The organism is Xanthomonas sp. CPBF 426 (genome assembly GCF_903989465.1).
Classification (GTDB): Bacteria; Pseudomonadota; Gammaproteobacteria; order Xanthomonadales; family Xanthomonadaceae; genus Xanthomonas; species Xanthomonas euroxanthea.
This window is the reverse complement of the sequence record NZ_LR861805.1, coordinates 205,923-226,825: the sequence shown is the minus strand read 5'-3', so window position 1 is coordinate 226,825 and position 20,903 is coordinate 205,923. Positions and strand designations below refer to the sequence as shown.

Genomic DNA, 20,903 nt, shown 5'->3' with positions numbered 1-20,903 from the left:
ACGTAAATGTAAATCGTTTGCGTTTGAGAGGCAAGTCACAGTGCGTGCGTGACTGTCCTGCAACCGGCCGGATCATCCCAGATGCGAGAGCGGCAAGCCTTCCGGCGCTTTCACCGTGCGCAGCACGAAGCTGGAATTGACGTCGGACACGCCGGTCGCATTGAGCAGGTGGTCGAGCAGGAAGCGCGAGAAATGCTCCAGGTCGCGCACCTGGATCTGCAGCAGGTAATCCATGTCGCCGGTGAGCGCCCAGCAGGCCACCACCTCGTCCCAGCCGCGCACGCCCGCGGCGAAATGTTCGATATCGGCCTGGCCGTGCTGCTCCAGCTGCACCCGCACGAAGGCCTGCAGCCCCAGCCCCAGCGCCCTGGCATCCAGGCGCGCGCCGTAGCCGGCGATGATGCCGGCCGCCTCCAGCCGCTGGGTGCGGCGCAGGCAGGCCGAGGCCGACAGATTGACCTGCACCGCCAGCTCCGCGTTGCTGCTGCGGCCCTGCGTCTGCAGCAGCGCGAGCAGCCGCAGATCGGTGCGGTCCAGGGCGATTGGCTGGTCCATATGTTGCGCAGCAGCAGTGGATAACGCACGAATCTTGCGCCTGAAACACTTGGGCACGCAAGATTTGCAATCCCGTTGCGTGGCCGCCGGGCTAAGGTGAGCGCTGATCATCGGGAACCGCCGCCGCATGAACACCGCACCGCAACGCGTCGAAAACCAGCTCACCGACAAGGGCTATGTGCCGGTCTACACCACCGCCGTGATCGAGCAGCCGTGGGAGGGCTACAGCGCCGACGACCACGCCACCTGGGGCACCCTGTACCGCCGCCAGCGCGCGTTGCTGGTGGACCGCGCCTGCGACGAATTCCTGCAGGCGCAGGATGCAATGGGCATGGGCGAGACCCACATTCCGCGTTTCGATGCGCTCAATGCGGTGCTGCAGGCGGCCACCGGCTGGACCCTGGTCGGCGTGCAAGGCCTGCTGCCGGAGCTGGATTTCTTCGAGCATCTGGCCAACCGGCGCTTCCCGGTGACCTGGTGGATCCGCCGCCCCGAGCAGATCGACTATATCGCCGAACCGGACCTGTTCCATGACCTGTTCGGGCATGTGCCGCTGCTGATGAATCCGCTGTTTGCCGACTTCATGCAGGCCTATGGCCGTGGCGGAGTCAAGGCACACGGCATCGGTGCGGACGCACTGCAGAACCTCACCCGCCTGTATTGGTACACGGTGGAATTCGGCCTGATCGCCACGCCGCAGGGGCTGCGCATCTTTGGTGCCGGCATCGTGTCGTCCAAGGGCGAATCGCTGCATTCGCTGGAATCGCCGGCGCCCAACCGGATCGGCTTCGACCTGCAACGGATCATGCGCACGCGCTACCGCATCGACAGCTTTCAGAAGACCTACTTCGTCATCGACAGCTTTGCGCAATTGATGGACGCCACCGCACCGGACTTCACCCCGATCTATGCCGATCTCGCGCAGCAGGCGCAGGTGCCGGCCGGCGCGGTGCTGGATACCGATCGGGTCCTGCAGCGCGGCAGCGGCGACGGCTGGAGCACAGACGGCGACGTCTGAGGCTGCACCGACTCGACACCACCGCCGAGCCGGACTATGGTCGACCCTTCCCACACCGCCCTCGCTCAATGGACCTGACGCAGCTTCGCATCCGGCGTTTGGAGCTGGACGACACCCGCTTGCTGTTCACCCTGGCCAACGGCATCCGCATCGACGAGCCGATCCAGGCGCACCGGTTGTTGTTCAAGGCAGCGCCGCCGCAGCGCGCGCAGTGGCAGCTCACCGACGACGGCTTCGGGGTGAACTGGCCGGCAGTGGCGCCCCCCACGGCAGACGGGTTGCTCAACATGCCCGAGCTGTTGTGGCGCCGGCGCAGCGCACGCGCGCAAACCAAACTGAGCGCGCTGCGCGGACGCATGGATGCCCTCTCGCCGGGCGAGCGCGAGCTGGTGGCCTTGGCACGGCTGGATGCGGACATGAGCGAGAGCGGCTATGCGCGCTACTTCGACCGCTGGGATGCCGCCACCCGGCGCGATGCCTTGCAGGGGCTGGGCGCGATGGGCGCGGCACAGGCGCGCCAGGCGATCGAAGGCCTGGGCACGGTATTCGAACGCCTGGAAGAAGACCCCAACCTGCTCAGCATCGAAGACATCCTCGATGCCATGAGCGAGACCGACCGCCAGCGCGTGGATGGCTGGGAAGAGGTCTACTACCGCCGCTGCGGCGAACTGGCCCGGCTGGGGCTGACCCACTACGGGGTCGACAAGGCGTAACACGCGCACGCTGGCCGCTGGACAGCTGGACAGCTGCGGGCGGCAGGTGGCGATGGCGCGCATCGACGCTACACGCGTTGTCGGCACATGCTGCCGACGGTCGTCGGCTTGCGAACAGGGCTGCGGCCGGGACCGCGCGACAGCGCCATGGTGCAGGTAGCGGTTGGGCAGCGCATCTGCGGTACCGCCACCTGCGATGCACCAAGATGACAGCTCACCCTGCCGGCTTGGGAAGATAGGCCAACAGCAGCACAAGCGGTTCCTCGCCGGCCTGCTGCAAGGCGTGCGTACTTCCCGGCCGTGTCAGCAGCGCATCACCTGCAGTGACTGCGTATTGCCTGCCATCCAGCGCATACAGCCCACGGCCGCTGACGATGTAGTAGATCTCGTCCTTGTCGTGCAGGTGCAGGCCGATGCCGGCGCCTTTGTGCAGCACGCGCTTGCGCAGCACGAATTTCAGGTCGGGCGCATCGGCGAAGAACGGATACGCCGTGGTGGGGCCGGCGCCGCCGTGCGGGCCGGGTTGTGGGTGTGCCAGATCGCGTTCGTGTACCACCAGCGAGGGCTGCGCCTGCGCCGCGCGTTGGGCGGCGGTGTCGGCGGCTGCGCCGCAGTCGGCATCGCGGCGCAGCTGTGCTGCGAGACCAGGTTGCAGCTGCACCCAGCCCTGCACGACCAGGCACGCCACGGCCGTGGCGCCGGCGCGGCTGAAATGGGTGCCATCGGCCTTGCCCTGTTCGGGAACGAACAGGAAATAGGGTCTGGCCGCCTGTTCGCCGAGGGCACGGATCCAGGCGCTGGAACTGGCGTTGAGATCGATCAGGCCGACGTGTTCCTGCGCGGCAACGTGCTGCATGGCCAGGGTGTAGCGGCCATGGGTGTCGAGCAGCGCGCCGAAGTCATAGAGCAGGCGGGCTGCGGGGGTGATCAGGATCGGCGTGGCGCCCTTGTCGCGCGCGGTGGCGATGTAGCGGCGCAGGAACTGCGCGTAGTCGGTGGCCGGATCGGTGTAGCGCGTGGGGTCTTCGCGTTTGGCGTCGTTGTGGCCGAACTGGATCAGCAGGATGTCGCCGCGTTGCAGCTCTGTTGCGATCGTGTCCAGGCGCCCTTCGGCGATGAAACTGCGGGTGCTGCGGCCACCCTTGGCATGGTTGCGCACCTGCCATTGCGCCGGGTCGAACCACTCCTGCAGCATCTGGCCCCAGCCGGCCTGCGGCGCACGCTCGGCACCGTATTCGGCAGCGGTGGAATCGCCGGCGATGAAGATGCGGTGTGGGTCGGCACGGGCATTATTTGCGCAGAGCAGCAGCAATGCGAACAGCAGCAGACGCATGGTGGGCTCCGGTAAAAATGCTAAGTGCGCGACGCTGTTCCTTCTCCCATCGGGAGAAGGTGCCCGAAGGGCGGATGAGGGTGCGCCTCAGAGATCTGCGAGCGCCTGCCATAACAAACGCGTCGCCACGCGCCTTCAGAAATGACGCATCGACCGTTTTGCCTCGTAGTCCCGCCCCAGCCTCTCTCCCAACGGGAGAGGGGCCTTGGCGTTACCTGTGCTGGTTACGCTGCGGCAGCTGCGGCAGCTTCCGGCTTGCCCAGCACGCCGGCGACGAAGTTGCGAATCTCAGCGTCCTGCGCATTGTCGAAGAAGCACTGCTGGAAACGCTCGCCGCCCACGGCCTGCTTGATCAGCTCCGGGTCGATGGCGCGCAGGCCGTCGAGGTAGGACTTGGCGGTGGCCTGCTTGACCTGGGTCAGGATGCCGGCATTGGCGGCCTGCGATTCGCGACGCTCGGCCGGGTAGCCCAGGCCACGCTCGCCGCTGAAGGCCTTTTCGAAGATGTAGCGCACGTTGATTTCCGCGCCCCAGCCATAGCCCTTGGCGAATGCCAGCGACAGCGCGTTGCCGTTGTTGACCTGGGCGAACAGGTAGGCGTCGGTCGGCTCGATGCAGTAGCCGCAGAACACGCCCGGATGCGCATTGAGCGACATCATCGCGCCCTGGCCGGTACCGCAGCCGGCGACGACGAAGTCCACGGCCTTGGAGTTCAGCAGCAGGCTGGCGACGATGCCCAGGTGGATGTAGGTCAGGCGATGGTCGTTGTCACCGTCCATGCCGACGTTGAAGACGGTGTGGCCCTGCTCGCCGGCGACCTCGTTGAGCTGCTGCAGGATCACCGGGTTCTTGCCGGCCTGACTGAACTCGTTCATGAGTGCGATTTTCATGGGAATGCTCCGATTGGGTTTGGGGACGTTGTTTCGAATGTGGATGTGGAATGTGGCTGGTGTGTGCGCTTGGGTGCTGTCTTGATCCGCTTTTTCCAGTGCCTTGTCCGGGAAGGATCAAGACGCTGACTGACAACGGACGAAACGTTGCGGGGCCTGCCGCGCGCCTCTGGTCGATGTACGTGCCTGCCGGCCCTCATCCGCCCTGCGGGCACCTTCTCCCGGAGGGAGAAGGTGCCCGCAGGAAAGCGCGTTTGACTCAGCGTGCCAGCCAGCCGCCGTCGACCGGGATGATGGCGCCGTTGACGTAGTCCGAGGCGCTGCTGGCCAGGAACACCGCGGTGCCGCCGAGGTCGGCCGGCACGCCCCAGCGCGCGGCCGGGATGCGGTCCAGGATGGCCTTGTTGCGGTCCTGGTCGGCACGCAGCTGGGCGGTGTTGTCGGTGGCCATGTAGCCGGGCGCGATGGCATTGGTGGTCACGCCCTTGCTGGCCCATTCGTTGGCCAGCAGGCGGGTGATGCCGGCGATACCGGACTTGCTGGCGGTGTAGGACGGCACGCGGATGCCGCCCTGGAACGACAGCATCGAGGCGATGTTGATGATCTTGCCGCTACCCTGGGCGATGAAATGGCGGCCGGCGGCCTGCGCCATGAAGAAGGCCGACTTGAGGTTGACGTTCATCACGTCGTCCCAGTCCTGCTCGCTGAAATCCACCGCGTCGGTGCGGCGGATCAGGCCGGCGTTGTTGACCAGGATGTCCAGGCGACCCAGGCCGTCCAGCGTTTCCTTGAGGATGCGCTCGACCGGCTCGACGCTGATCAGGTTGGCCTGGATGGCGATGAAGCGGCGGCCCAGGCCCTTGACCAGTGCTTCGGTCTCGGTCGGCGCCTGGATGCCGGCGGCGGCGATGTCGGCGCCGGCCTGTGCCAGTGCCAGCGCGATGCCCTGGCCCAGGCCCGTGTTGGCACCGGTGACCAGTGCGACCTTGCCTTCGAGACTGAACGGATTGCTCATTACCTTATCGCTCCTGCTGGATGTGCCACGTTGTGATGAGTGAACCGCGCGGCGCGCGGCAGAATGCGTTGATGTCGTTTCGACTGCTGCGTCGCGAACGCCTGAGGTGGAGCGCGCTGGCGTTGCCGGTGCTGGCCTGGATCGCAGGCTTTACCGAAGCGAACGATGGCGAGAATCAGGCTTACTTGAGCTGGCAGATGTCCAGCACGTGCATGTCGGTGTAATCCAGGTTCTCGCCGCCCATCGCCCAGATGAAGGCGTAGTTGCTGGTACCGGCGCCCATGTGGATGGACCACGGCGGCGACACCACCGCTTCGTTGTTCTGGATCACGATGTGGCGCTGCGCCTCGGGCTCGCCCATGAAGTGATAGACGCGGTCGTTGGCGCCGAGATCGAAGTAGAAGTACACCTCGCTGCGGCGGTCGTGCAGATGCGGCGGCATGGTGTTCCAGACGCTGCCCGGCTTGAGCACGGTCAGGCCCAGCAGCAGCTGCGAGGACTGGCAGGTGGCCGGCACGATGTATTGGTAGATGGTGCGCTCGTTGCTGGTTTCCAGCGCGCCGCGGTCCAGGGCCACGGCATCCTTGATCGAAAGTTGCCTGGTCTCGAAGCGCGCATGCGCCGGCGTCGAGGCCAGATAGAACTTGGCCGGGTTGGCGGCGTCGTCCGAAGCGAAGCTGACATCGGTACTGCCCATTGCCACGTACAGCCCATCCTTGGGGCCAAGCGTGTAGGCGGTGCCGTCCACGGTCACGGTGCCGGTGCCCGCGCCGACGTTGATCACGCCCAGCTCGCGGCGCTCCAGGAAGGCATGACCGGCGGCGGAGGCCGGCTCGGTCTGCCTGGGCAGTTCCAATGCGGTGCCGAGCGGCGCCGCGCCACCAAGCACGAAGCGCTCGTAGTGGGTGTACTTCAGCGTGACCGCATCGTCGACGAACAGGCCATCGAGCAGATAGAGCTCGCGCAGGTCGTCGTTGCTGGCGCCCTTGATGGCGTCGGGATGGGTGGCGTAGTGGGTCTTGCAGTACAGGGACATGCGCGATCTCCGGTGCCAAGCGCGGGGGGATTGGCTTGCACCCGGCCATTCTACCGGCACTGGTTAACCGGTGTCATTGCGCAGTGCACGATGGGGATTCGACGGTGCGGCGGCCCCCCCTCACCCCAACCCCTCTCCCGCAGGCGGGAGAGGGGCTTCACGGCAGCGATCGGCGGACTGCCTTCCCCCGCCCGCGGGGGAAGGTGCCCGAAGGGCGGATGGGGGGCAGCCATTGGCCGAACGCGCCAGCTGTTCTCACCCTGATGGTCACAACGCTACTAGGGTGGAGCGGCGTGTCGGGTGTGCGGCATGCGCAGCGGGGGGTGTCTTGGCGCGTTTCTGGCGCATGCCTACGTTGCGCTCAGATGGCTGTCTGCCGCCTTGCCCTCACCCCAACCCCTCTCCCGCAGGCGGGAGAGGGGCTTCACGGCAGCGATCAGCGGACTGCCTTCCCCCGCCTGCGGGGGAAGGTGCCCGAAGGGCGGATGGGGGCCAGCCGTTGGCCGATCAAGCCAGTTGTTCTCACCCTGATGGTCACAACGCCCTGCAGGGTGGAGCGGCGTGTCGGGTGTGCGGCATGCGCGGCGGGGGGTGTCTTGGCGCGTTTCTGGCGCATGCCTACGTTGCGCTTAGATGGCTGCCTGCCGCCTTGCCCTCACCCCAACCCCTCTCCCGCAGGCGGGAGAGGGGCTTCACGGCAGCGATTGGCGGACTGCCTTCCCCCGCCTGCGGGGGAAGGTGCCCGAAGGGCGGATGGGGGCGAGCCGTTGGCCGAACGCGCCAGCTGTTCTCACCTCGACGGGCACACTGTCCTGCAAGGTGGAGCGGAAGCCAGCACCGCGTGGGCGCGACGCGCGGCCCTCAAATCTTCCGGCGCGGCGCGGCGCTCAATCTTCCGGCGGTTGGCAGGAGTCGCGCACGATCAGGTGCGGGCGCACGCTGGCGGTAGGCAGCTGGGGGGCGTTGTCGGGCTGGATCAGCATCGCCGCCGCGGTGCGGCCGGTGTCGCGGGTGTGGCGGCGCACCGAGGTCAGCGGCGGCCACAGCCGGGAGGCCAGCGAGCTGTCGTCGTAGCCGATCACCGACAGCTGGCGCGGGATGCTGATGCCGGCGCGCAGCGCCACCTTGTAGATACCGGCGGCCATTTCGTCATTACCGGTGAAGATGGCGGTGGGACGTTTCTTGCCCAGCAGCAGCTTTTCGGCCGCGGCCACGCCCGATTCGAAGGTGTAGCCGGCTTCGACGATGCGCTCGGGCGGCAGTTCGATGCCGCGCCGGGTCAGCGCATCGGCAAAGCCGGAGGTGCGCTCGATCGAGGACCGGTAGGCGCTGGGGCCGGTGACCAGCGCGATGTCGCGGTGGCCGAGCGAGAGCAGGTAATCGGCCGCCTCGGCGGCGCCGTCGCGGTCGTGGGTGATCACCGTCTGCGAGGTGGTGTCCAGCGCGACCGAGGCGATGCGGGTGTAGCGGCAGCCGATCTCGGCCAGCATGTCGGCCAGCGCCTGGTCCTCGGAGGCGCGCGGCACCAGGATCACCCCGTGCAGCTTCTGCGCCTGGGCGAAGCGGCGCACGCCTTCGATGTAGCCGGGGCTGCGGCTGTCGCAGGGGTGCACCACCAGCTCGAAGCTGGAGCCGCGCAGCGCGTCCAGCGCGCCGTACTGCATGTCCACGATGTATTGCGCGGTGGGGTTGTCGTAGACCATGCCGATCAGGAACGAGCGCCGGAACGCCAACCCGCGCGCCAGCGGGTCCGGCGCGTAGCCGACCTCGCGCATCAGCGCCTCGACCTTCTCGCGGGTGTCCTGCCGCACCAGCGGCGAGTTGTTGATGATCCGCGAGACGGTCTTCTTGGAGACCCCGGACATCCGGGCGATGTCGTTGATCGTGGCTACCTTGCCCTTCGGCAGGCCAGGCATTCCCTCTTCGGGCATCTTGCGGGCGGGCATAGCGGTCAACCGTTCGAGTTGAATGGATTCTACCGGCCAGCGGGCCGGCAAGCCGTCGCAGGCTTGCCGATGTCCCGCATCCGCAGCACCGGACGCGCCGCGGCCCGGTGCGCCGCGACATGCCCGCCAATGCAGAACGGTCAGTCCAGGGCGCGGTAGCGGAAGTTGCGGAACTCCACCTGGCCCTGCCCGGCGGCATACAGCGCCGGTTTCAGTGCCAGGAACTTGCCGGCCACGTTGTGGTGGTAGCCGGACACTTCCATCTGCACCGGGTACTTGGTCCAGGTGGTGCCGTCGGTGCTGCTGTGGATGGTGACGATGTGGCGGCTGTTGGTGACGCGCAGCCACACGCTGCCGCCGGTGCTGCTGGGCGCCAGCTTGGCCGGGCGCTCCTCGCCGTAGCGGTGCATGACGAACTGCTCGCCATTGCTGCCGACGCCGGCGTAGAGCTTGTCGCTGTAGAACAGCAGCGCCCCGCCCTGCCCGCCCGGTGCCACGGTCATCTGCACTTCGAACTGGTAGGCCTGGTCGGTGGCGATCACGGTCAACGGCGAGGCATCGCGCGGGGCGCTGCCCTTGCCCTGCAGGCGCAGCACGCCATTGCCCACCTGCAGCCGCTTGGCCTCGTCGGCGGCCGGGTTGAAGAAGGACCACTGCGGGCCCAGCGTGCTGGCGCGGAAGTCGTCCGACAACGCCAGCCCATGCGGCAAGGCCTGCCCGCTGGGCTTTTTCAACGGCGTGCCCAGGTCGCCGCCCTTGGCGACGAACCAGCCATCCGGGGTCCACTCGATCGGGTCGAGCAGTGCCTGCCGGCCCAGCGTCCAGTAGCCGTGTTCGTAGCCGTGGTAGAGCATCCACCAGCGTTTGTCGGTGCCTTCCACCAGGGTGGCGTGGCCACGCGACCACCACGGCTCGTCGGCGCTCCTGGTGCGGGTGATCGGGTTGTTGGGCGCGTTCTGCCAGGGGCCGTGGATCGAGCGCGAACGCGCGGTGATCACCATGTGCCCGGTCGGCGGGCCGGCGGTGCCGCCCACGGCGGTGGTCATGTAGTACCAGCCGTTGTGGCGGGTGATCTTGGGGCCTTCCTGCGCGTAGCCTTCCACGTCCCAGCTTTCCGGGTACTTCCAGCCGTCGTAGACGTGCTTCGGGGTGCCGACCACCTTCAGGCCGTCGTCGGAGAGCTGCACGTAATCGCCGCCACTCAGGAACAGGTAGCGCTTGCCGTCTTCGCCCACCGCATGGCCAGGGTCGATGTACTTGCCCAGGCCGATGTCGATCGGCTTGCTCCACGGGCCGTTGATGTCGTCGGCCCAGACCACGAAGTTGCTGCGCTCGCCCTGGTCGCCGCGCCGCGCCGGGAAGTAGATGTAATAGCGCTTGCCGTGCTTGATCAGGTCCGGCGCCCAGATCGCACCGACGTTCTGGGTGATGGCGTGGCCCAGCGGCTGCCAGTTGACCAGGTCGCGCGAATGCCAGATCGGCAGGCCCGGATAGGCATCGAAGGAGGACAGCGTGAGGTAGTAGTCCTGCCCGTCCTTGAGCACCGACGGGTCGGGGTGGTCGCCTGCCAGCACCGGGTTGAGGAAGGTGCCGTTGCCCTGGTCGGCAACGCGCTGGTGCTCGATGCCGCGCTTCCAGTCGGCCGCGGCACCGAGTCCGGCGCACAGCAGCAGGCCGCTGGCCAGCAGCCAACGCCATCGGGATGAAGTGATACCTGTACGCATGCTCTCTCCTGTCCCCGATCCCGGGGCTTGGCGGCAACCGGTGGGCAATGCCACCGGTTAACCGGATGAGGCGGAACCCTCCCGCCGGCAGCAACGTCCTGCACGCTCGGCAAGGCGTCGCACGCGCCCGGCAGGTGGGCATCGATGCGGCATCACCTGCCGCATCGATCACGCCCATCCACCAGGCACCCGATCGCTTAGCGCGTCATGGCGTTACGCGCGCAATGCGCGTGGCAACCACAGCGACAGTTCGGGGAAGAACGCCACGATCAACAGCACGCACAAGGCCGCCAGCCAGAACGGCCAGATCGTGCGCATGCTCTGGGCGATGGTGATCTGCCCGATCGAGGTGCCGATGAACAGCACCGAGCCGATCGGCGGGGTGATCAGGCCGATGCCGCCGGCCAGCACCATCACCAGGCCGAAGTGGATCGGGTCGATGCCGTAGGCCTTGACCACCGGCAGGAAGATCGGCGTGCAGATCAGGATCTTCGGTGCCAGGTCCATGAACATGCCCAGCAGCAACAGCATCACCACGATCATCAGCAGCACGGTGTTCTTGCTGTCGGCGATGGCCTGCAGGAACTTCACCGCCGCCGCCGGCACCTGCAGGTAGGCCAGCAACCAGCCGAACACCGCGGCGGTGGCGATCACGAACAGGATCACGCCGGTGGTGCGTGCCGCATGCGTCACTGCCGCGAAGAACTCGGCCCACCGCAGCTGGCGATACAGCAGCGCGGTGACGATCAAGGCGTACACCACCGCGATCGCCGCACTCTCCACCGCGGTGAAGATGCCGGCGCGGATGCCGATGAAGATCAACGCGACCAGGCCCAGGCCCGGCAATGCACCGAACAGCCGCAACGCCACCGCACGCCAGCCCGGGAACGGCTCGGTGCCGTAGCCGCGATGGCGTGCCACCGCATAGCCGGTGACCATCATTGCTGCGGTCATCAGCAGCGCGGGGAAGATACCGGCGGCGAACAGATCGGCGATCGACAGCCCGCCACCGGCCGCGGCCGAGAACAAAATCAGGTTGTGCGAGGGCGGTACCAGCAAGGCCACCAGCGCGGCGGTCATGCTCACGTTGACCGCGTAATCGCGGTCGTACCCGCGCTTGATCATCTGCGGGATCATGGTGCCGCCGACCGCCGAGACATCGGCAATCGCAGAGCCGGACACGCCGCCGAAGAACAGCGACGACAGTACGCTGACTTGGCCCAGGCCACCACGCACGCGCCCCACCAGCGACGAGGCCAGCGCGATCAGGCGCTCGGAGATACCACCGCGCAACATCAACTCGCCGGCGAAGATGAACAGCGGAATGGCGATCAACGACGCCGAGCCGCTGCCGGCGGAAATCTGCTGCACCAGCACCACCGTGGGCAGGTCCAGATACAGCAGCGTGGCCAGTGCGGCCGCGCCCAAGGCGTAGGCCACCGGCACGCCGATCAGCAGCAGCACCACGAAGGTTCCCAACAACATGGCGATGCCCATCAGCGCACTCCTCCGGCCTGGATCGGGCGCAGCACACGCCACAGCTTGTACAAGGCAAAGAGCACCATCAGCGCGCCGCCGATCGACAGCGGCAGGTAGTTGATGCTCTGCGGCATCTGCGCGCCGGCCATCTTGATGTCCAGGCCATCGACCAGCAGCGCCGCACTCCACCACGCCAGCACCGCGCCGATGGCAATGATCATCAGCGGGCGGATCAGGTCGAACACGCGGCGCACCAGCGGTGGCACGTGTTCGCCCAGCAGGTAGAAGCCGAAGTGGCGGTTGGTATGCACGCCGGCGGCCGCGCCCAGGCTCAGCGCAGTGCTCAGCAGCAGCAGCGTCACCGGCTCGGTCCAGCTGGGCGAATCGTTGAGCACGTAGCGGGTGAACACCTGCCAGCCCTGCACAACCACCAGGCCCAGCAGCGCGATGGAGGCCACGCCAACGGCGGTATCGGAAACGCGGTCCAGCGCGCGCTGCAACGGCGCGACCGGGACGGCGACGGTCTCGGGTTCGGTCATCGGGTCACCTCTATGCAAAATCGCGGATGCGGCGGTACAGCGCTTCGATCTCGGGCTGCTTGCGGTATTCGGCCAGCAGCGGCGCGGCGGCGGCGCGGAACGCTGGCATGTCGACCTGGTTGAGCTTCACGCCGTAGTCGATCACCTGCTTGCGCGCGATGGTCTCGGAGGCATCCCACAGATTGCGCATCACCGGGACCGAGGCGCGTGCCAGCTCCACCACCAGGCCGCGGTCGGCCGGGCTCAGCGACTGGAAACTCTGCCGCGACATCACCAGGATGTCCGGCGCGTAGGAATGCTCGCTCTGCGACCAGTAATGCGCGGCTTCGAAATGCCGGCTGGACTGGAAGCTGCGCATGTTGTTTTCCGCACCGTCGATCATGTGCGTTTCCATCGCTGAGAACGTCTCGCCCAGCGACATCGGCGTGGGATTGGCGCCCAGCATGCGCATCAGCTTGAGGAAGATGTCCGACGAGGCCACGCGCAGTTTCAGGCCCTTGAGATCTTCCGGGCGGTGCAGCGGATGCTTGGTGTTGTAGAAGCAGCGCGCGCCCGAATCGTAGATCGCCAGGCCCACCAGGTCGCGCTGCTCGAAGCTGCGCAGCACGCTGTCGCCGACATGGCCGTCGATGGCGCGGCGCAGATGCGGCACCGAGTCGAACACGTACGGCAGGCACAGCGCCTGGGTCAGCGGAAAGGTGTTGTTCAACGCACCCGAATACACGCGGGTGATGTCGATGGCACCGAAGCGCGCCATGTCGATCGCCTCCGACTCGCGCCCGAGCTGGCCGGAGTGGTACTGGCGCAGCTTGAGCCGGCCATTGGTACGCGCTTCGAGCTGCTTGCCGAACCAGCGCACCGCTTCCACCGTGGGGTAGTCGCCGACGTGCACGTCGGTGGCGGTGAGCAGCTGCCCGCCGGGAATCGGCGTGGTGGCGCCAGCGCCCAGCCAGGGGCCGGCCGCGGCGGCGCCGAGCCCGGCACCGAGGAAATGTCTGCGTGTGATCATTGGCGCCCTCCCAAGCGTCTGGTCACTGGGTCCGGCGTTACTTGGCGGACACAGCCGTACAGGAAATGTCGCCGATGCCGGCGAAGCGAATCAGGGCATGCTGTCCCACTTCGATGTCATGGATACCGGTGGCATTGCCCGTGGCGATGAGATCACCGCGCTTGAGCGGACGCCCGCGCTGGGCCGAACGGCCGAGCGCAAATGCGTAGGCGGCGCGCAGCCCGCCCGGCAACGTGGTGGCCCCGCCGGTGCCGACCAGCTGGTCGTCGATCAGGGTTTCGGCAGTCAGCGCAGATTCGTCGCGCGCCAGCCAATCGGTCACTTCCGGGCCCAGGATCAGGCCGTTGTTGTTGCCGAAGTCGGAGATCACCACGCGCGGGCCCAGCTTGTTGATGGTGGCCAGCGGGCTGCTGGCGATCTCCACGCCGATGAACAAGGTGGCCGGCAGCTGCGCCGCCTCCTCCGGGGTGAAGTGGGTCTGCTCGGCCGGCGCGTCCGCGTCCAGGCGCAGCACGTACTCGGCCTCGACCGCGCCAAAGCCGCCCGCGTAGATCGGGAACTCGGTTGTTCCACCGGTAGCATTCCAGAGCTTGTGCGAGAAGATCGGGCCGAGCAGGCGCTCGTCGCCGGAATGGTCGCGGCGCTCGGCCGCGATATAGCCCACCTTCCAGCCGACCACCCGGTCGTCCCACTGGCTGATGGCGATATCCTGCACCTGGTAGGCAGTAACCAGATCGTCAGGGATTTGCCCGGGAAAGTCGGGCAGCGATGCCCCTGCACGGCGTGCCTCCACAAAGCGCTGCGCGATCTGCGACAGCGAGGATGTGGACGATGGCGGAGTGGCGGCGTCGTTGCTCAAGGGTGTCTCCCTGATAGGTGTTTTTGTTGCACTGCCAATCGACAGTGGCACGGTGTGCTGTATATGGTAAACCGGTGTCATTGGCAATGTGCAGTGCGGCAAAGTGGCCGCAGGAACGAAGCAACCCTGGGAGGGGTGGATGGAACAGACAAGCCAGACGCGCGTGTTTGCCGCGTTTTCGAGCCTCATGCGCCGGTGCATGACCGTGGGAGTGATGGGTTTGCTGCTGGCAGGGCCGGTGCTGGCCGCCGAGGCACCTGGCGCCGAGACCGCAGCCGAGCAGGCCAGCCGGATCCCGCTGTGGCCCAAGGGGCTGGCACCGGGTGACAAGGCGCTGCAGCAGCCGCAGCGCATCGTCCAACGCAGCAGCGACCCTGCGCTGCCCGATCGCTATATCCAGCAGATCAGCACGCCTTATCTGGTGGTCTACCGGCCCAGGCAGCCGAACGGCACCGCCCTGCTGGTCACCCCCGGCGGCGGCTACCAGCGCATCGTGCTCGACAACGAAGGCAGCGCGCTGGTGCCGAGCTTCGTCGACCAGGCCGGTATCACCCTGTTCGTGCTGCGCTACCGGCTGCCCGGCGAAGGCCACCGGAACGGCGCCGACGTGCCACTGGCCGATGCACAGCGTGCGCTGCGGCTGATCCGCGCCAATGCCGCCCGCTACGGCATCGATGCGCAACGGGTCGGGGTGATGGGCTTTTCGGCCGGCGGCCATGTCGCCGCCAGCCTGGGCACGCGCTACGCCGCGCAGGTGTACCCGGCCCAGGACGCGGCCGATGCGCTGAGCGCGCGGCCGGATTTTGAACTGCTGATCTACCCGGTCATCGACATGGACAGCGCCAACGCGCACCCGGGCTCGCGTGAGCGCCTGCTCGGCAGCAATCCAGACGCGGCGCAGGTGCGCGCGTATTCGCCGCAACTGCATGTGGATGCCCACACGCCGCCCAGCTTTCTGCTGCATGCGCAGGACGACACCGTGGTGCCGGTGCGCAACAGCCTGCTGATGCACGACGCGCTGCTGCGCGCCGGCGTGGCAAGCGAGCTGCATGTCTTCCCGCAGGGCGGCCATGGCTTCGGCACCGCCAGCGGCACCGGCCTGACCGTGGCCGCATGGCCGCAGCTGGCGCAGGCCTGGATCGCGCATGTCACCAGGGGGCAGACGCCTGCATCTGCATCTTCACCGGCACCGGCACCGGCAGTGATCCCTGCGCAGGACGCGGCGCGATGACAGCGCCGTCCATGCCCGACACGCGCCGACGCACGCTGCTGCGTGGCGGGCTGCTTGCCACTGCCGCAGCAGCGCTGCCCGGCGTCGCCGGCGCGGCCGCACCGCCGCCACGCGATGACAGCGCGCCGCTGGCACGCGTGCGTGGCGGCGCGCTGCGCGGCTATCGCGACCAGGACATCTGCGTGTTCAAGGGCATCCCGTACGGCGGCGACACCGCTGCGCGGCGCTTTCAGGCACCTGTGCTGGAAACGCCTTGGCAGGACGTGCGCGATGCCGGCGCCTACGGTGCGGCCGCACCGCAACTCAAGGCCAGCGAACCCACCAGCGAGGACTGCCTGTTTCTCAACGTGTGGACGCCCGGCCTGCGCGATGGCGGCAAGCGGCCGATCCTGTTCTATATCCACGGCGGCGGCTACACCACCGGCTCCGGCAGCGACCCGCTGTACGACGGGGTGCGCCTATGCAAGCGCGGCGACGTGGTGGTGGTCACCGTCAATCACCGGCTCAACCTGTTCGGCTACCTGTCGCTGGCGCAGCTGGGCGATGCCGGCTTTGCCGACTCCGGCAATGCCGGTCAGCTGGACCTGATCCAGGCGCTGCAGTGGGTGCGCCAGCACGCGGGCGAATTCGGCGGAGATGCCGGCAACGTCACCGTGTTCGGCCAGTCCGGTGGCGGCGCCAAGATCGCCACGCTGATGGCGATGCCGGCCGCGCGCGGCCTGTTCCACCGCGCCTGGACCATGAGCGGGCAACAGGTCACCGTGGCAGGGCCACGCGCGGCCACCCAGCGCGCGCAGCTGCTGCTGGACGCGCTGAAACTTGCGCCGGGGGAGCTTGCGCGGATCCGCACGCTACCGGTGGCGCAGCTGCTGGCTGCCGCGCAGCTGCGCGACCCCTCGCGGGTGGAAAACAGCGCGTTGTATTTCGGCCCGGTGCTGGATGCGCGCAATGTGCCGGTGCACCCGTTCTGGCCGACTGCGCCACTGCAATCGGCCCGCATTCCCATGGTGATCGGCAATACCCGCGACGAGACGCGCGCGTTTCTCGGCAACGACGCCAAGAACTTCGCGTTGAGCTGGGACGAGCTGCCGGCCAGGCTGGAAAGCCAGCAATACGTCGACCTGTTGCCGCAGGTGGTGATCGCCGAATATCGCCGTCTGTATCCGCAGTACTCGCCCTCGGACGTGTTCTTTGCGGCGACCACCGCCGGCCGCTCGTGGCGCGGCGCGGTCGAAGAGGCCGAAGCGCGTGCGCGCCAGGGCGCACCGACCTGGGTGTATCAGCTGGACTGGGGCTCGCCGCTGGATGGCGGCAAGTTCGGCGCCTTCCACACGCTGGATATTCCGCTGGTCTTCGACACCATTGCGCAGCCCGGCGCACGCACCGGCGACGGTGCCGATGCGCAGCGCATGGCCGCGCAGATGAGCCAGGCACTGCTGGCGTTCGCGCGCAGCGGCAACCCGAATCATCGCAGCCTGCCGCATTGGACGCCGTATTCGCTGCAACGCCGCGAGACGCTGCTGTTCGATACACCGAGCCGGCTGGAGCACGACCCGCGCGGTGGCGAGCGCAGGCTGTACCAGCAGGCGCCTTTCATTCAACGCGGCACGTTTTGAGCGCTTGCGTGGTGGAGCGCGACCTCGCGCGGGCTGATGGCTGTCTGCAGCGGCAGGGTTTTGCCGCTACATCGTGGCGCCAATCAAGGCGTGGCCCCGGTGATCGTGCTTGGGCTTTCTGACTGCCTTTGGTCTTCCAACTCGATTTCGGCGTCTGCCTGCCTTTCGTCTTCCGTTCGTCTTCCGACTGACATCCGTTCCTTGATCGCTTCTTCGTCCCTGGTGACTCATGCGCTTCCCGTCTCTCGTACCGCTGGTTCTGCTGGCAGCAACCGCTACACCTGCTGCACACGCTGTTGAGGCGCCGCCTGCAACCGTGCCGGCTTCTGGTGTGCCCGCGACCGGCACGCAGCTTGCCGCCAGCAAGATCGTGCTGGTCGGCGATTCCACCACTGCCGTGCAAGGTGGCTGGGGGCCGAGTTTCTGCGCACAGCATGTGACCTCGTTCCTGAGCTGCCTCAATCTGGCGCGCGGTGGCCGCAGCACCTCCAACTACCGTGCCGAAGGGTCGTGGGAGATCGCGCTGCACGAGCTGCGCAGCGGCGGTTATCGACAGGTCTATGTGCTGATCCAGTTCGGTCACAACGACCAACCCGGCAAACCGGGGCGTTCCACCGACCTGACGACCGAATTCCCCGCCAACCTGCGCCGGTACGTGGCCGAGGCGCGCGCCGCCGGTGCGATTCCGGTGCTGGTCACGCCATTGACGCGGCGGCAATTCGCGCGCGGCCAATTAGTGGATGACCTTGGCCCGTGGGCGGAGGCCACGCGCAAGGTTGCGCAGGAATTGCAGGTGCCGTTGATCGATCTGCATGCGCGCAGTCGTGCGCTGGTGCAGGGCATGGGCCCGGTGTTGGCGATGCGGCTGGCGCAGCGGCCTGCCGAGCCCGCGCAAGTGCTTGCCGCGCAATCGGGCACCACGATTGGCAAGACGCCGGTGCAGGCATCGCATGCGCCGCCGCCGTCAAAGATTGCGGCAGCGGGCAGCGTCTCCGTCAGCGCGCAGGACAATGCCAGCGCCGAGCCGATGGGCCAGGCCAAGCTGGCGTTCGACTACACCCATCTTGGTGCGGACGGCGCCGATCTGTTCGCGGCGATTGTTGCCGACGAGTTGGCAAAGCACGTACCTGCGTTGCGGCCGCTGTTGATTCCGTGATGCGTCATTTCATCTGATCAACTAGAGCGGCTAACAAACCTACTTGACGCCAGTCAATTGCAGGCCGGCTGATGTGCTGCCTGGCTGCAGGGCCCTTGCCCGCCCACCATCGCGAGACACGCTACAAGGACGTCCTTGTAGCGGCATCCATGCCGCGTAAGGTCCCGCGACAGCGGCAGGCAGGACCTGTCGAGATGATTGGCACGCAGGGCTTTCAATAAAACAATCAGCACACTGTCTGGAGCGGTGAGGGCACCGCGATCTCGACGCTGCGAGTTCGCTGCAGGGCCCTTGCCCGCCCACCATCGCGGGACACGCCGCAAGTACATCCATGTAGGCTCTGGCGCGGCATCCATGCCGCTCAAGGTCCCGCGACGATGGGCGGGCAAGGACCAGTCGAGAGTGTCGGTAGCACAGTCTTTAATAAAGCAACCAGCAAACTGTCTGGTGCGGTGTCCTCACCAATTGCGGGACCGTGTGGCGGCTTGGATGCCGCCACCGCGCCCCCGGGGATGGGTTCACGGCGTGTCCCGCGAGCGGTGAAGGGACCGCGCAGTCGACCCTGCACTCACTGACAAGCACTCGCTCGCCAGGTTTTATTGGTCGCTCCTAGCTGCATCAGCTCACGACAGGCACTGGCGCATCCGCTTCGATCACCTGCTCGCGCTTGAGCTCTTCCCACACCGCTGCCGGAATCGCCACGCGCATCGAGGCCGCATTCGCATGCGCCTGCTCGGGCGTGCGCGCACCCGGAATCACCGCAGACACCACCTTCGGCGCGGCGGCAAATTGCAGCGACACCGTGCGCAGATCCACGCCGTGGCGCTCGCAGATGGCGAGTGCCTTCTGGCGCTTGGCCGGTGCCCATTCCGGCACGGTGCCGTCGTAGAGATACCGCTCGCGGCCGGCCAGATAGCCCGCCAACAACGGCGCACCGACCACCACCGACGCGCCGTGCTTTGCGATCTTCGGGAAGGTGTCGTGCAGCGCCTGCGCGTGGTCGAGCAACGAATACTGGCAGGCCAGCAGGAAGATGTCCGGATCGGCCTCCTCGATCGCACGCAAGGCCGGCTCGGGGCGATTGACGCCAAAGCCCCAGGCCTTGATCAGGCCCTCCTTGCGCATCTTGGTCAGCTCGGGCATAGCGCCTTTCACCGCCTCGGCAAAGCGCTGTTCCCACGGCATGCCGAGGTCTTTCTCGTTCTCCGGGGACAGGTCGTGGATGTAGGCGATATCGATCTGCGACACGCCCAGCCGCTGCAGGCTGTCTTCGATCGAGCGACGCACGCCAGAGGCGCTGTAGTCGTAGCGGTAGTCGAAGGGCGAGGGCTGCTGCCACATCGTCTTCGGCGGCTTGTCGGTGGCGGTGAGCAGGCGCCCGACCTTGGTCGACAGCACGTAGTCGTCTGCGGCGTGATTGTGCAGATGGTGGCCGGTACGACGCTCGGACAGGCCCAGGCCGTACCACGGCGAGGTATCGAAATACCGCACGCCCGAGGCCCATACCGCGGCCAGGGTCGCTTCGCTTTGCGCATCGCTGGTGGGCGCAAACCCGTTGCCGATCGCCACGCCACCAAAGCCTAGGCGACTCGACGGCCGATAGCGCGCGCCCTTGGCTGCAGGATTGGTCGGCAACGCGGAAGCGGCAGCCTTGCCGCGCGTGGGCATCACGCTGCCGGGCGCGGAGGTCTGCGCCAACAACGGGGCGGCGGCCAATGCGGCGGTGCCGGCAGCGGCGGCGGAGAGGAACTGGCGACGGGTATTCATGGGGAAATCCTTGCGGCGACTCGATGCACAAGGATGGTCCCGCCTGCGTGCAGACCAGGTCAGCGCAAGGCGCGCGCGCGTATACATGCAAGCAACGAACGGCTCGCGTGTAGGCTTAGACAAAGCAGGCACGTCAGCACAGGTTGTCGGCGGTCGCTGCTGGTGGTCATTGCATGCACCGCATGCTCGGGACATGCAGAAGTGGCCTGTATTCCGGGCCGCTACACTTCATCGCGTGGCGTTGCCTAAGAGCGGCTGACACAGCGTCGCGAGCGGTAGTCGACTGTGTGCGGACGGCACGCTCAGAACCGCAGTGCACGCGTGGCATATGTTGCTTCCGAGCACCGAGCGCGCCTGCCTGACGGCTGTGCAGTCGTTTTGCTCGCCACTCCAGATCCCTGCACAGGTCCTTATTGCATGGATCCAACGTCCATCAGTGTATTTCCAGCAGTTGCACCTGTGCCCGCGGTGGGCCATCGCCCAGCCACAGCGTGCCCACGCTGATCGGCAGGCTGAAGCGACGCGGGCCGGCGCTGCCCGGATTGATGTACAGCACACCGTCGTGCGTCTGTATCGACGGCTTGTGCGAATGTCCGCTGATGATCACATCTGCGGCGACATCCGCTGCCAGCGTTTTCAGATCGTGCAGCACATGGATGCGCACATTTGCGATCAGCAGGTCCAGCGTTTGCGGAAGTTGCGCTGCCCACGGCGTGTTGTCGATATTGCCGGCGATCGCATGCAACGGTGCCAGCGCGCCCAGCGCGGTAAGGATCTCCGGCTTGCCCACGTCGCCGGCATGGATGATCGCCGCGCAGCCCTGCAATGCAGCCACGGCCTCGGGCCGCAGCAGGCCGTGCGTGTCGGAGATCAGGCCAATGCGTAAGGCGGCAGCCGTCATCGGGTGTGGGTGAAGGTGGCGGGCGATGAGGATGCACTGCCGGGTGATGCCGTTGCGTCAACGTGGCGCCTTTTCGCGTCGGCAGCATGTTCAGCGGCCAACCTCGCCATGGCAGC

The 20,903-nt window shown here is 67.0% G+C and carries 18 protein-coding genes and 1 other RNA gene; 5 read left to right on the top strand and 14 right to left on the bottom strand.

Going from position 1 to position 20,903, the window contains the following annotated elements:
• Positions 1-72: 72 nt before the first annotated feature.
• A complete protein-coding gene (locus H7A87_RS00915) occupies positions 73-555 on the bottom strand; it encodes an Lrp/AsnC family transcriptional regulator (RefSeq protein WP_104585793.1) in 483 nt (160 codons plus the stop codon).
• A 127-nt stretch (positions 556-682) separates the two neighbouring features.
• On the opposite strand from H7A87_RS00915, the gene phhA reads away from it, so the two are divergent.
• Together phhA and H7A87_RS00905 are read left to right on the top strand one after the other, a co-directional pair.
• Entirely contained in the window at positions 683-1,573 is an 891-nt protein-coding gene (gene phhA, locus H7A87_RS00910) for a phenylalanine 4-monooxygenase (RefSeq protein ID WP_104585795.1), read from the top strand.
• A 68-nt stretch (positions 1,574-1,641) separates the two neighbouring features.
• The gene (locus H7A87_RS00905; RefSeq protein WP_104585797.1) at positions 1,642-2,286 is read left to right on the top strand and encodes a DUF4375 domain-containing protein; all 645 of its coding nucleotides are present in this window, start codon (positions 1,642-1,644) and stop codon (positions 2,284-2,286) included.
• 214 nt (positions 2,287-2,500) lie between these two features.
• Here H7A87_RS00905 and H7A87_RS00900 read toward each other — a convergent pair whose 3' ends face one another.
• The 10 genes from H7A87_RS00900 to H7A87_RS00850 form a co-directional block, all read right to left on the bottom strand.
• Entirely contained in the window at positions 2,501-3,619 is a 1,119-nt protein-coding gene (locus H7A87_RS00900; RefSeq protein WP_180496845.1) for a GDSL-type esterase/lipase family protein, read from the bottom strand.
• Between the two features lie 224 nt (positions 3,620-3,843).
• Positions 3,844-4,509, bottom strand: a complete 666-nt coding sequence (locus tag H7A87_RS00895) for an RpiB/LacA/LacB family sugar-phosphate isomerase (RefSeq protein ID WP_119127291.1) — start codon at positions 4,507-4,509, stop codon at positions 3,844-3,846.
• A 259-nt stretch (positions 4,510-4,768) separates the two neighbouring features.
• Entirely contained in the window at positions 4,769-5,524 is a 756-nt protein-coding gene (kduD, locus tag H7A87_RS00890) for a 2-dehydro-3-deoxy-D-gluconate 5-dehydrogenase KduD (RefSeq protein ID WP_115675601.1), read from the bottom strand.
• A gap of 181 nt (positions 5,525-5,705) precedes the next feature.
• Positions 5,706-6,560 (bottom strand): 5-dehydro-4-deoxy-D-glucuronate isomerase, encoded by an 855-nt coding sequence (gene kduI / locus H7A87_RS00880; protein ID WP_104585805.1) that lies wholly within the window; start codon positions 6,558-6,560, stop codon positions 5,706-5,708.
• Positions 6,561-7,447: 887 nt separating this feature from the next.
• On the bottom strand, positions 7,448-8,506 hold the full coding sequence (locus tag H7A87_RS00875) for a LacI family DNA-binding transcriptional regulator (RefSeq protein ID WP_024939515.1): 1,059 nt from the start codon (positions 8,504-8,506) through the stop codon (positions 7,448-7,450).
• Between the two features lie 140 nt (positions 8,507-8,646).
• Positions 8,647-10,230 (bottom strand): family 43 glycosylhydrolase, encoded by a 1,584-nt coding sequence (locus tag H7A87_RS00870; RefSeq protein ID WP_119127289.1) that lies wholly within the window; start codon positions 10,228-10,230, stop codon positions 8,647-8,649.
• A gap of 213 nt (positions 10,231-10,443) precedes the next feature.
• Positions 10,444-11,727, bottom strand: a complete 1,284-nt coding sequence (locus H7A87_RS00865) for a TRAP transporter large permease (protein ID WP_104586363.1) — start codon at positions 11,725-11,727, stop codon at positions 10,444-10,446.
• Entirely contained in the window at positions 11,727-12,248 is a 522-nt protein-coding gene (locus H7A87_RS00860) for a TRAP transporter small permease (protein ID WP_167765707.1), read from the bottom strand. Before H7A87_RS00860 ends, H7A87_RS00865 begins: the two co-directional genes overlap by 1 nt.
• Positions 12,249-12,258: 10 nt before the next feature.
• Positions 12,259-13,257 carry a TRAP transporter substrate-binding protein gene (locus H7A87_RS00855; protein WP_104586361.1) on the bottom strand — a complete coding sequence of 333 codons (999 nt, stop codon included), beginning with the start codon at positions 13,255-13,257 and terminating at the stop codon, positions 12,259-12,261.
• Positions 13,258-13,294: 37 nt separating this feature from the next.
• A complete protein-coding gene (locus H7A87_RS00850; RefSeq protein ID WP_104650412.1) occupies positions 13,295-14,116 on the bottom strand; it encodes a 2-keto-4-pentenoate hydratase in 822 nt (273 codons plus the stop codon).
• Between the two features lie 199 nt (positions 14,117-14,315).
• Between H7A87_RS00850 and H7A87_RS00845 the strand changes: the two genes are divergently transcribed.
• The 3 genes from H7A87_RS00845 (at position 14,316) to H7A87_RS00835 (ending at position 18,119) form a co-directional block, all read left to right on the top strand.
• Entirely contained in the window at positions 14,316-15,347 is a 1,032-nt protein-coding gene (locus tag H7A87_RS00845; protein ID WP_119127954.1) for an alpha/beta hydrolase, read from the top strand.
• Positions 15,344-16,963, top strand: coding sequence for a carboxylesterase family protein (locus H7A87_RS00840; RefSeq protein WP_180496843.1), 1,620 nt, complete (start codon positions 15,344-15,346; stop codon positions 16,961-16,963). The genes H7A87_RS00845 and H7A87_RS00840 overlap by 4 nt, the downstream gene beginning before the upstream one ends.
• A 229-nt stretch (positions 16,964-17,192) precedes the next feature.
• Positions 17,193-18,119, top strand: a complete 927-nt coding sequence (locus H7A87_RS00835) for a rhamnogalacturonan acetylesterase (RefSeq protein ID WP_119127287.1) — start codon at positions 17,193-17,195, stop codon at positions 18,117-18,119.
• A 618-nt stretch (positions 18,120-18,737) separates the two neighbouring features.
• Here the strand turns inward: H7A87_RS00835 and H7A87_RS00830 are convergent.
• The 3 genes from H7A87_RS00830 to H7A87_RS00820 form a co-directional block, all read right to left on the bottom strand.
• Complete coding sequence (locus tag H7A87_RS00830; RefSeq protein WP_119127285.1) at positions 18,738-19,886, bottom strand: aldo/keto reductase; 1,149 nt, start codon at positions 19,884-19,886, stop codon at positions 18,738-18,740.
• Positions 19,887-20,139: 253 nt separating this feature from the next.
• A non-coding RNA gene (locus H7A87_RS00825) (sX9 sRNA) lies at positions 20,140-20,216 on the bottom strand.
• 103 nt (positions 20,217-20,319) lie between these two features.
• Positions 20,320-20,787, bottom strand: coding sequence for a metallophosphoesterase family protein (locus tag H7A87_RS00820; RefSeq protein ID WP_119127283.1), 468 nt, complete (start codon positions 20,785-20,787; stop codon positions 20,320-20,322).
• Between the last annotated feature and the right edge of the window lie 116 nt (positions 20,788-20,903).

Excerpts from the sequence above, each read along its gene's own strand:
- H7A87_RS00915 (WP_104585793.1), bottom strand. The coding sequence starts at position 555 with ATGGACCAGCCAATCGCCCTGGACCGCACCGATCTGCGGCTGCTCGCG.
- phhA (WP_104585795.1), top strand. The coding sequence starts at position 683 with ATGAACACCGCACCGCAACGCGTCGAAAACCAGCTCACCGACAAGGGC.
- H7A87_RS00905 (WP_104585797.1), top strand. The coding sequence starts at position 1,642 with ATGGACCTGACGCAGCTTCGCATCCGGCGTTTGGAGCTGGACGACACC.
- H7A87_RS00900 (WP_180496845.1), bottom strand. The coding sequence starts at position 3,619 with ATGCGTCTGCTGCTGTTCGCATTGCTGCTGCTCTGCGCAAATAATGCC.
- H7A87_RS00895 (WP_119127291.1), bottom strand. The coding sequence starts at position 4,509 with ATGAAAATCGCACTCATGAACGAGTTCAGTCAGGCCGGCAAGAACCCG.
- kduD (WP_115675601.1), bottom strand. The coding sequence starts at position 5,524 with ATGAGCAATCCGTTCAGTCTCGAAGGCAAGGTCGCACTGGTCACCGGT.
- kduI (WP_104585805.1), bottom strand. The coding sequence starts at position 6,560 with ATGTCCCTGTACTGCAAGACCCACTACGCCACCCATCCCGACGCCATC.
- H7A87_RS00875 (WP_024939515.1), bottom strand. The coding sequence starts at position 8,506 with ATGCCCGCCCGCAAGATGCCCGAAGAGGGAATGCCTGGCCTGCCGAAG.
- H7A87_RS00870 (WP_119127289.1), bottom strand. The coding sequence starts at position 10,230 with ATGCGTACAGGTATCACTTCATCCCGATGGCGTTGGCTGCTGGCCAGC.
- H7A87_RS00865 (WP_104586363.1), bottom strand. The coding sequence starts at position 11,727 with ATGGGCATCGCCATGTTGTTGGGAACCTTCGTGGTGCTGCTGCTGATC.
- H7A87_RS00860 (WP_167765707.1), bottom strand. The coding sequence starts at position 12,248 with ATGACCGAACCCGAGACCGTCGCCGTCCCGGTCGCGCCGTTGCAGCGC.
- H7A87_RS00855 (WP_104586361.1), bottom strand. The coding sequence starts at position 13,257 with ATGATCACACGCAGACATTTCCTCGGTGCCGGGCTCGGCGCCGCCGCG.
- H7A87_RS00845 (WP_119127954.1), top strand. The coding sequence starts at position 14,316 with ATGACCGTGGGAGTGATGGGTTTGCTGCTGGCAGGGCCGGTGCTGGCC.
- H7A87_RS00840 (WP_180496843.1), top strand. The coding sequence starts at position 15,344 with ATGACAGCGCCGTCCATGCCCGACACGCGCCGACGCACGCTGCTGCGT.
- H7A87_RS00835 (WP_119127287.1), top strand. The coding sequence starts at position 17,193 with ATGCGCTTCCCGTCTCTCGTACCGCTGGTTCTGCTGGCAGCAACCGCT.
- H7A87_RS00830 (WP_119127285.1), bottom strand. The coding sequence starts at position 19,886 with ATGAATACCCGTCGCCAGTTCCTCTCCGCCGCCGCTGCCGGCACCGCC.
- H7A87_RS00820 (WP_119127283.1), bottom strand. The coding sequence starts at position 20,787 with ATGACGGCTGCCGCCTTACGCATTGGCCTGATCTCCGACACGCACGGC.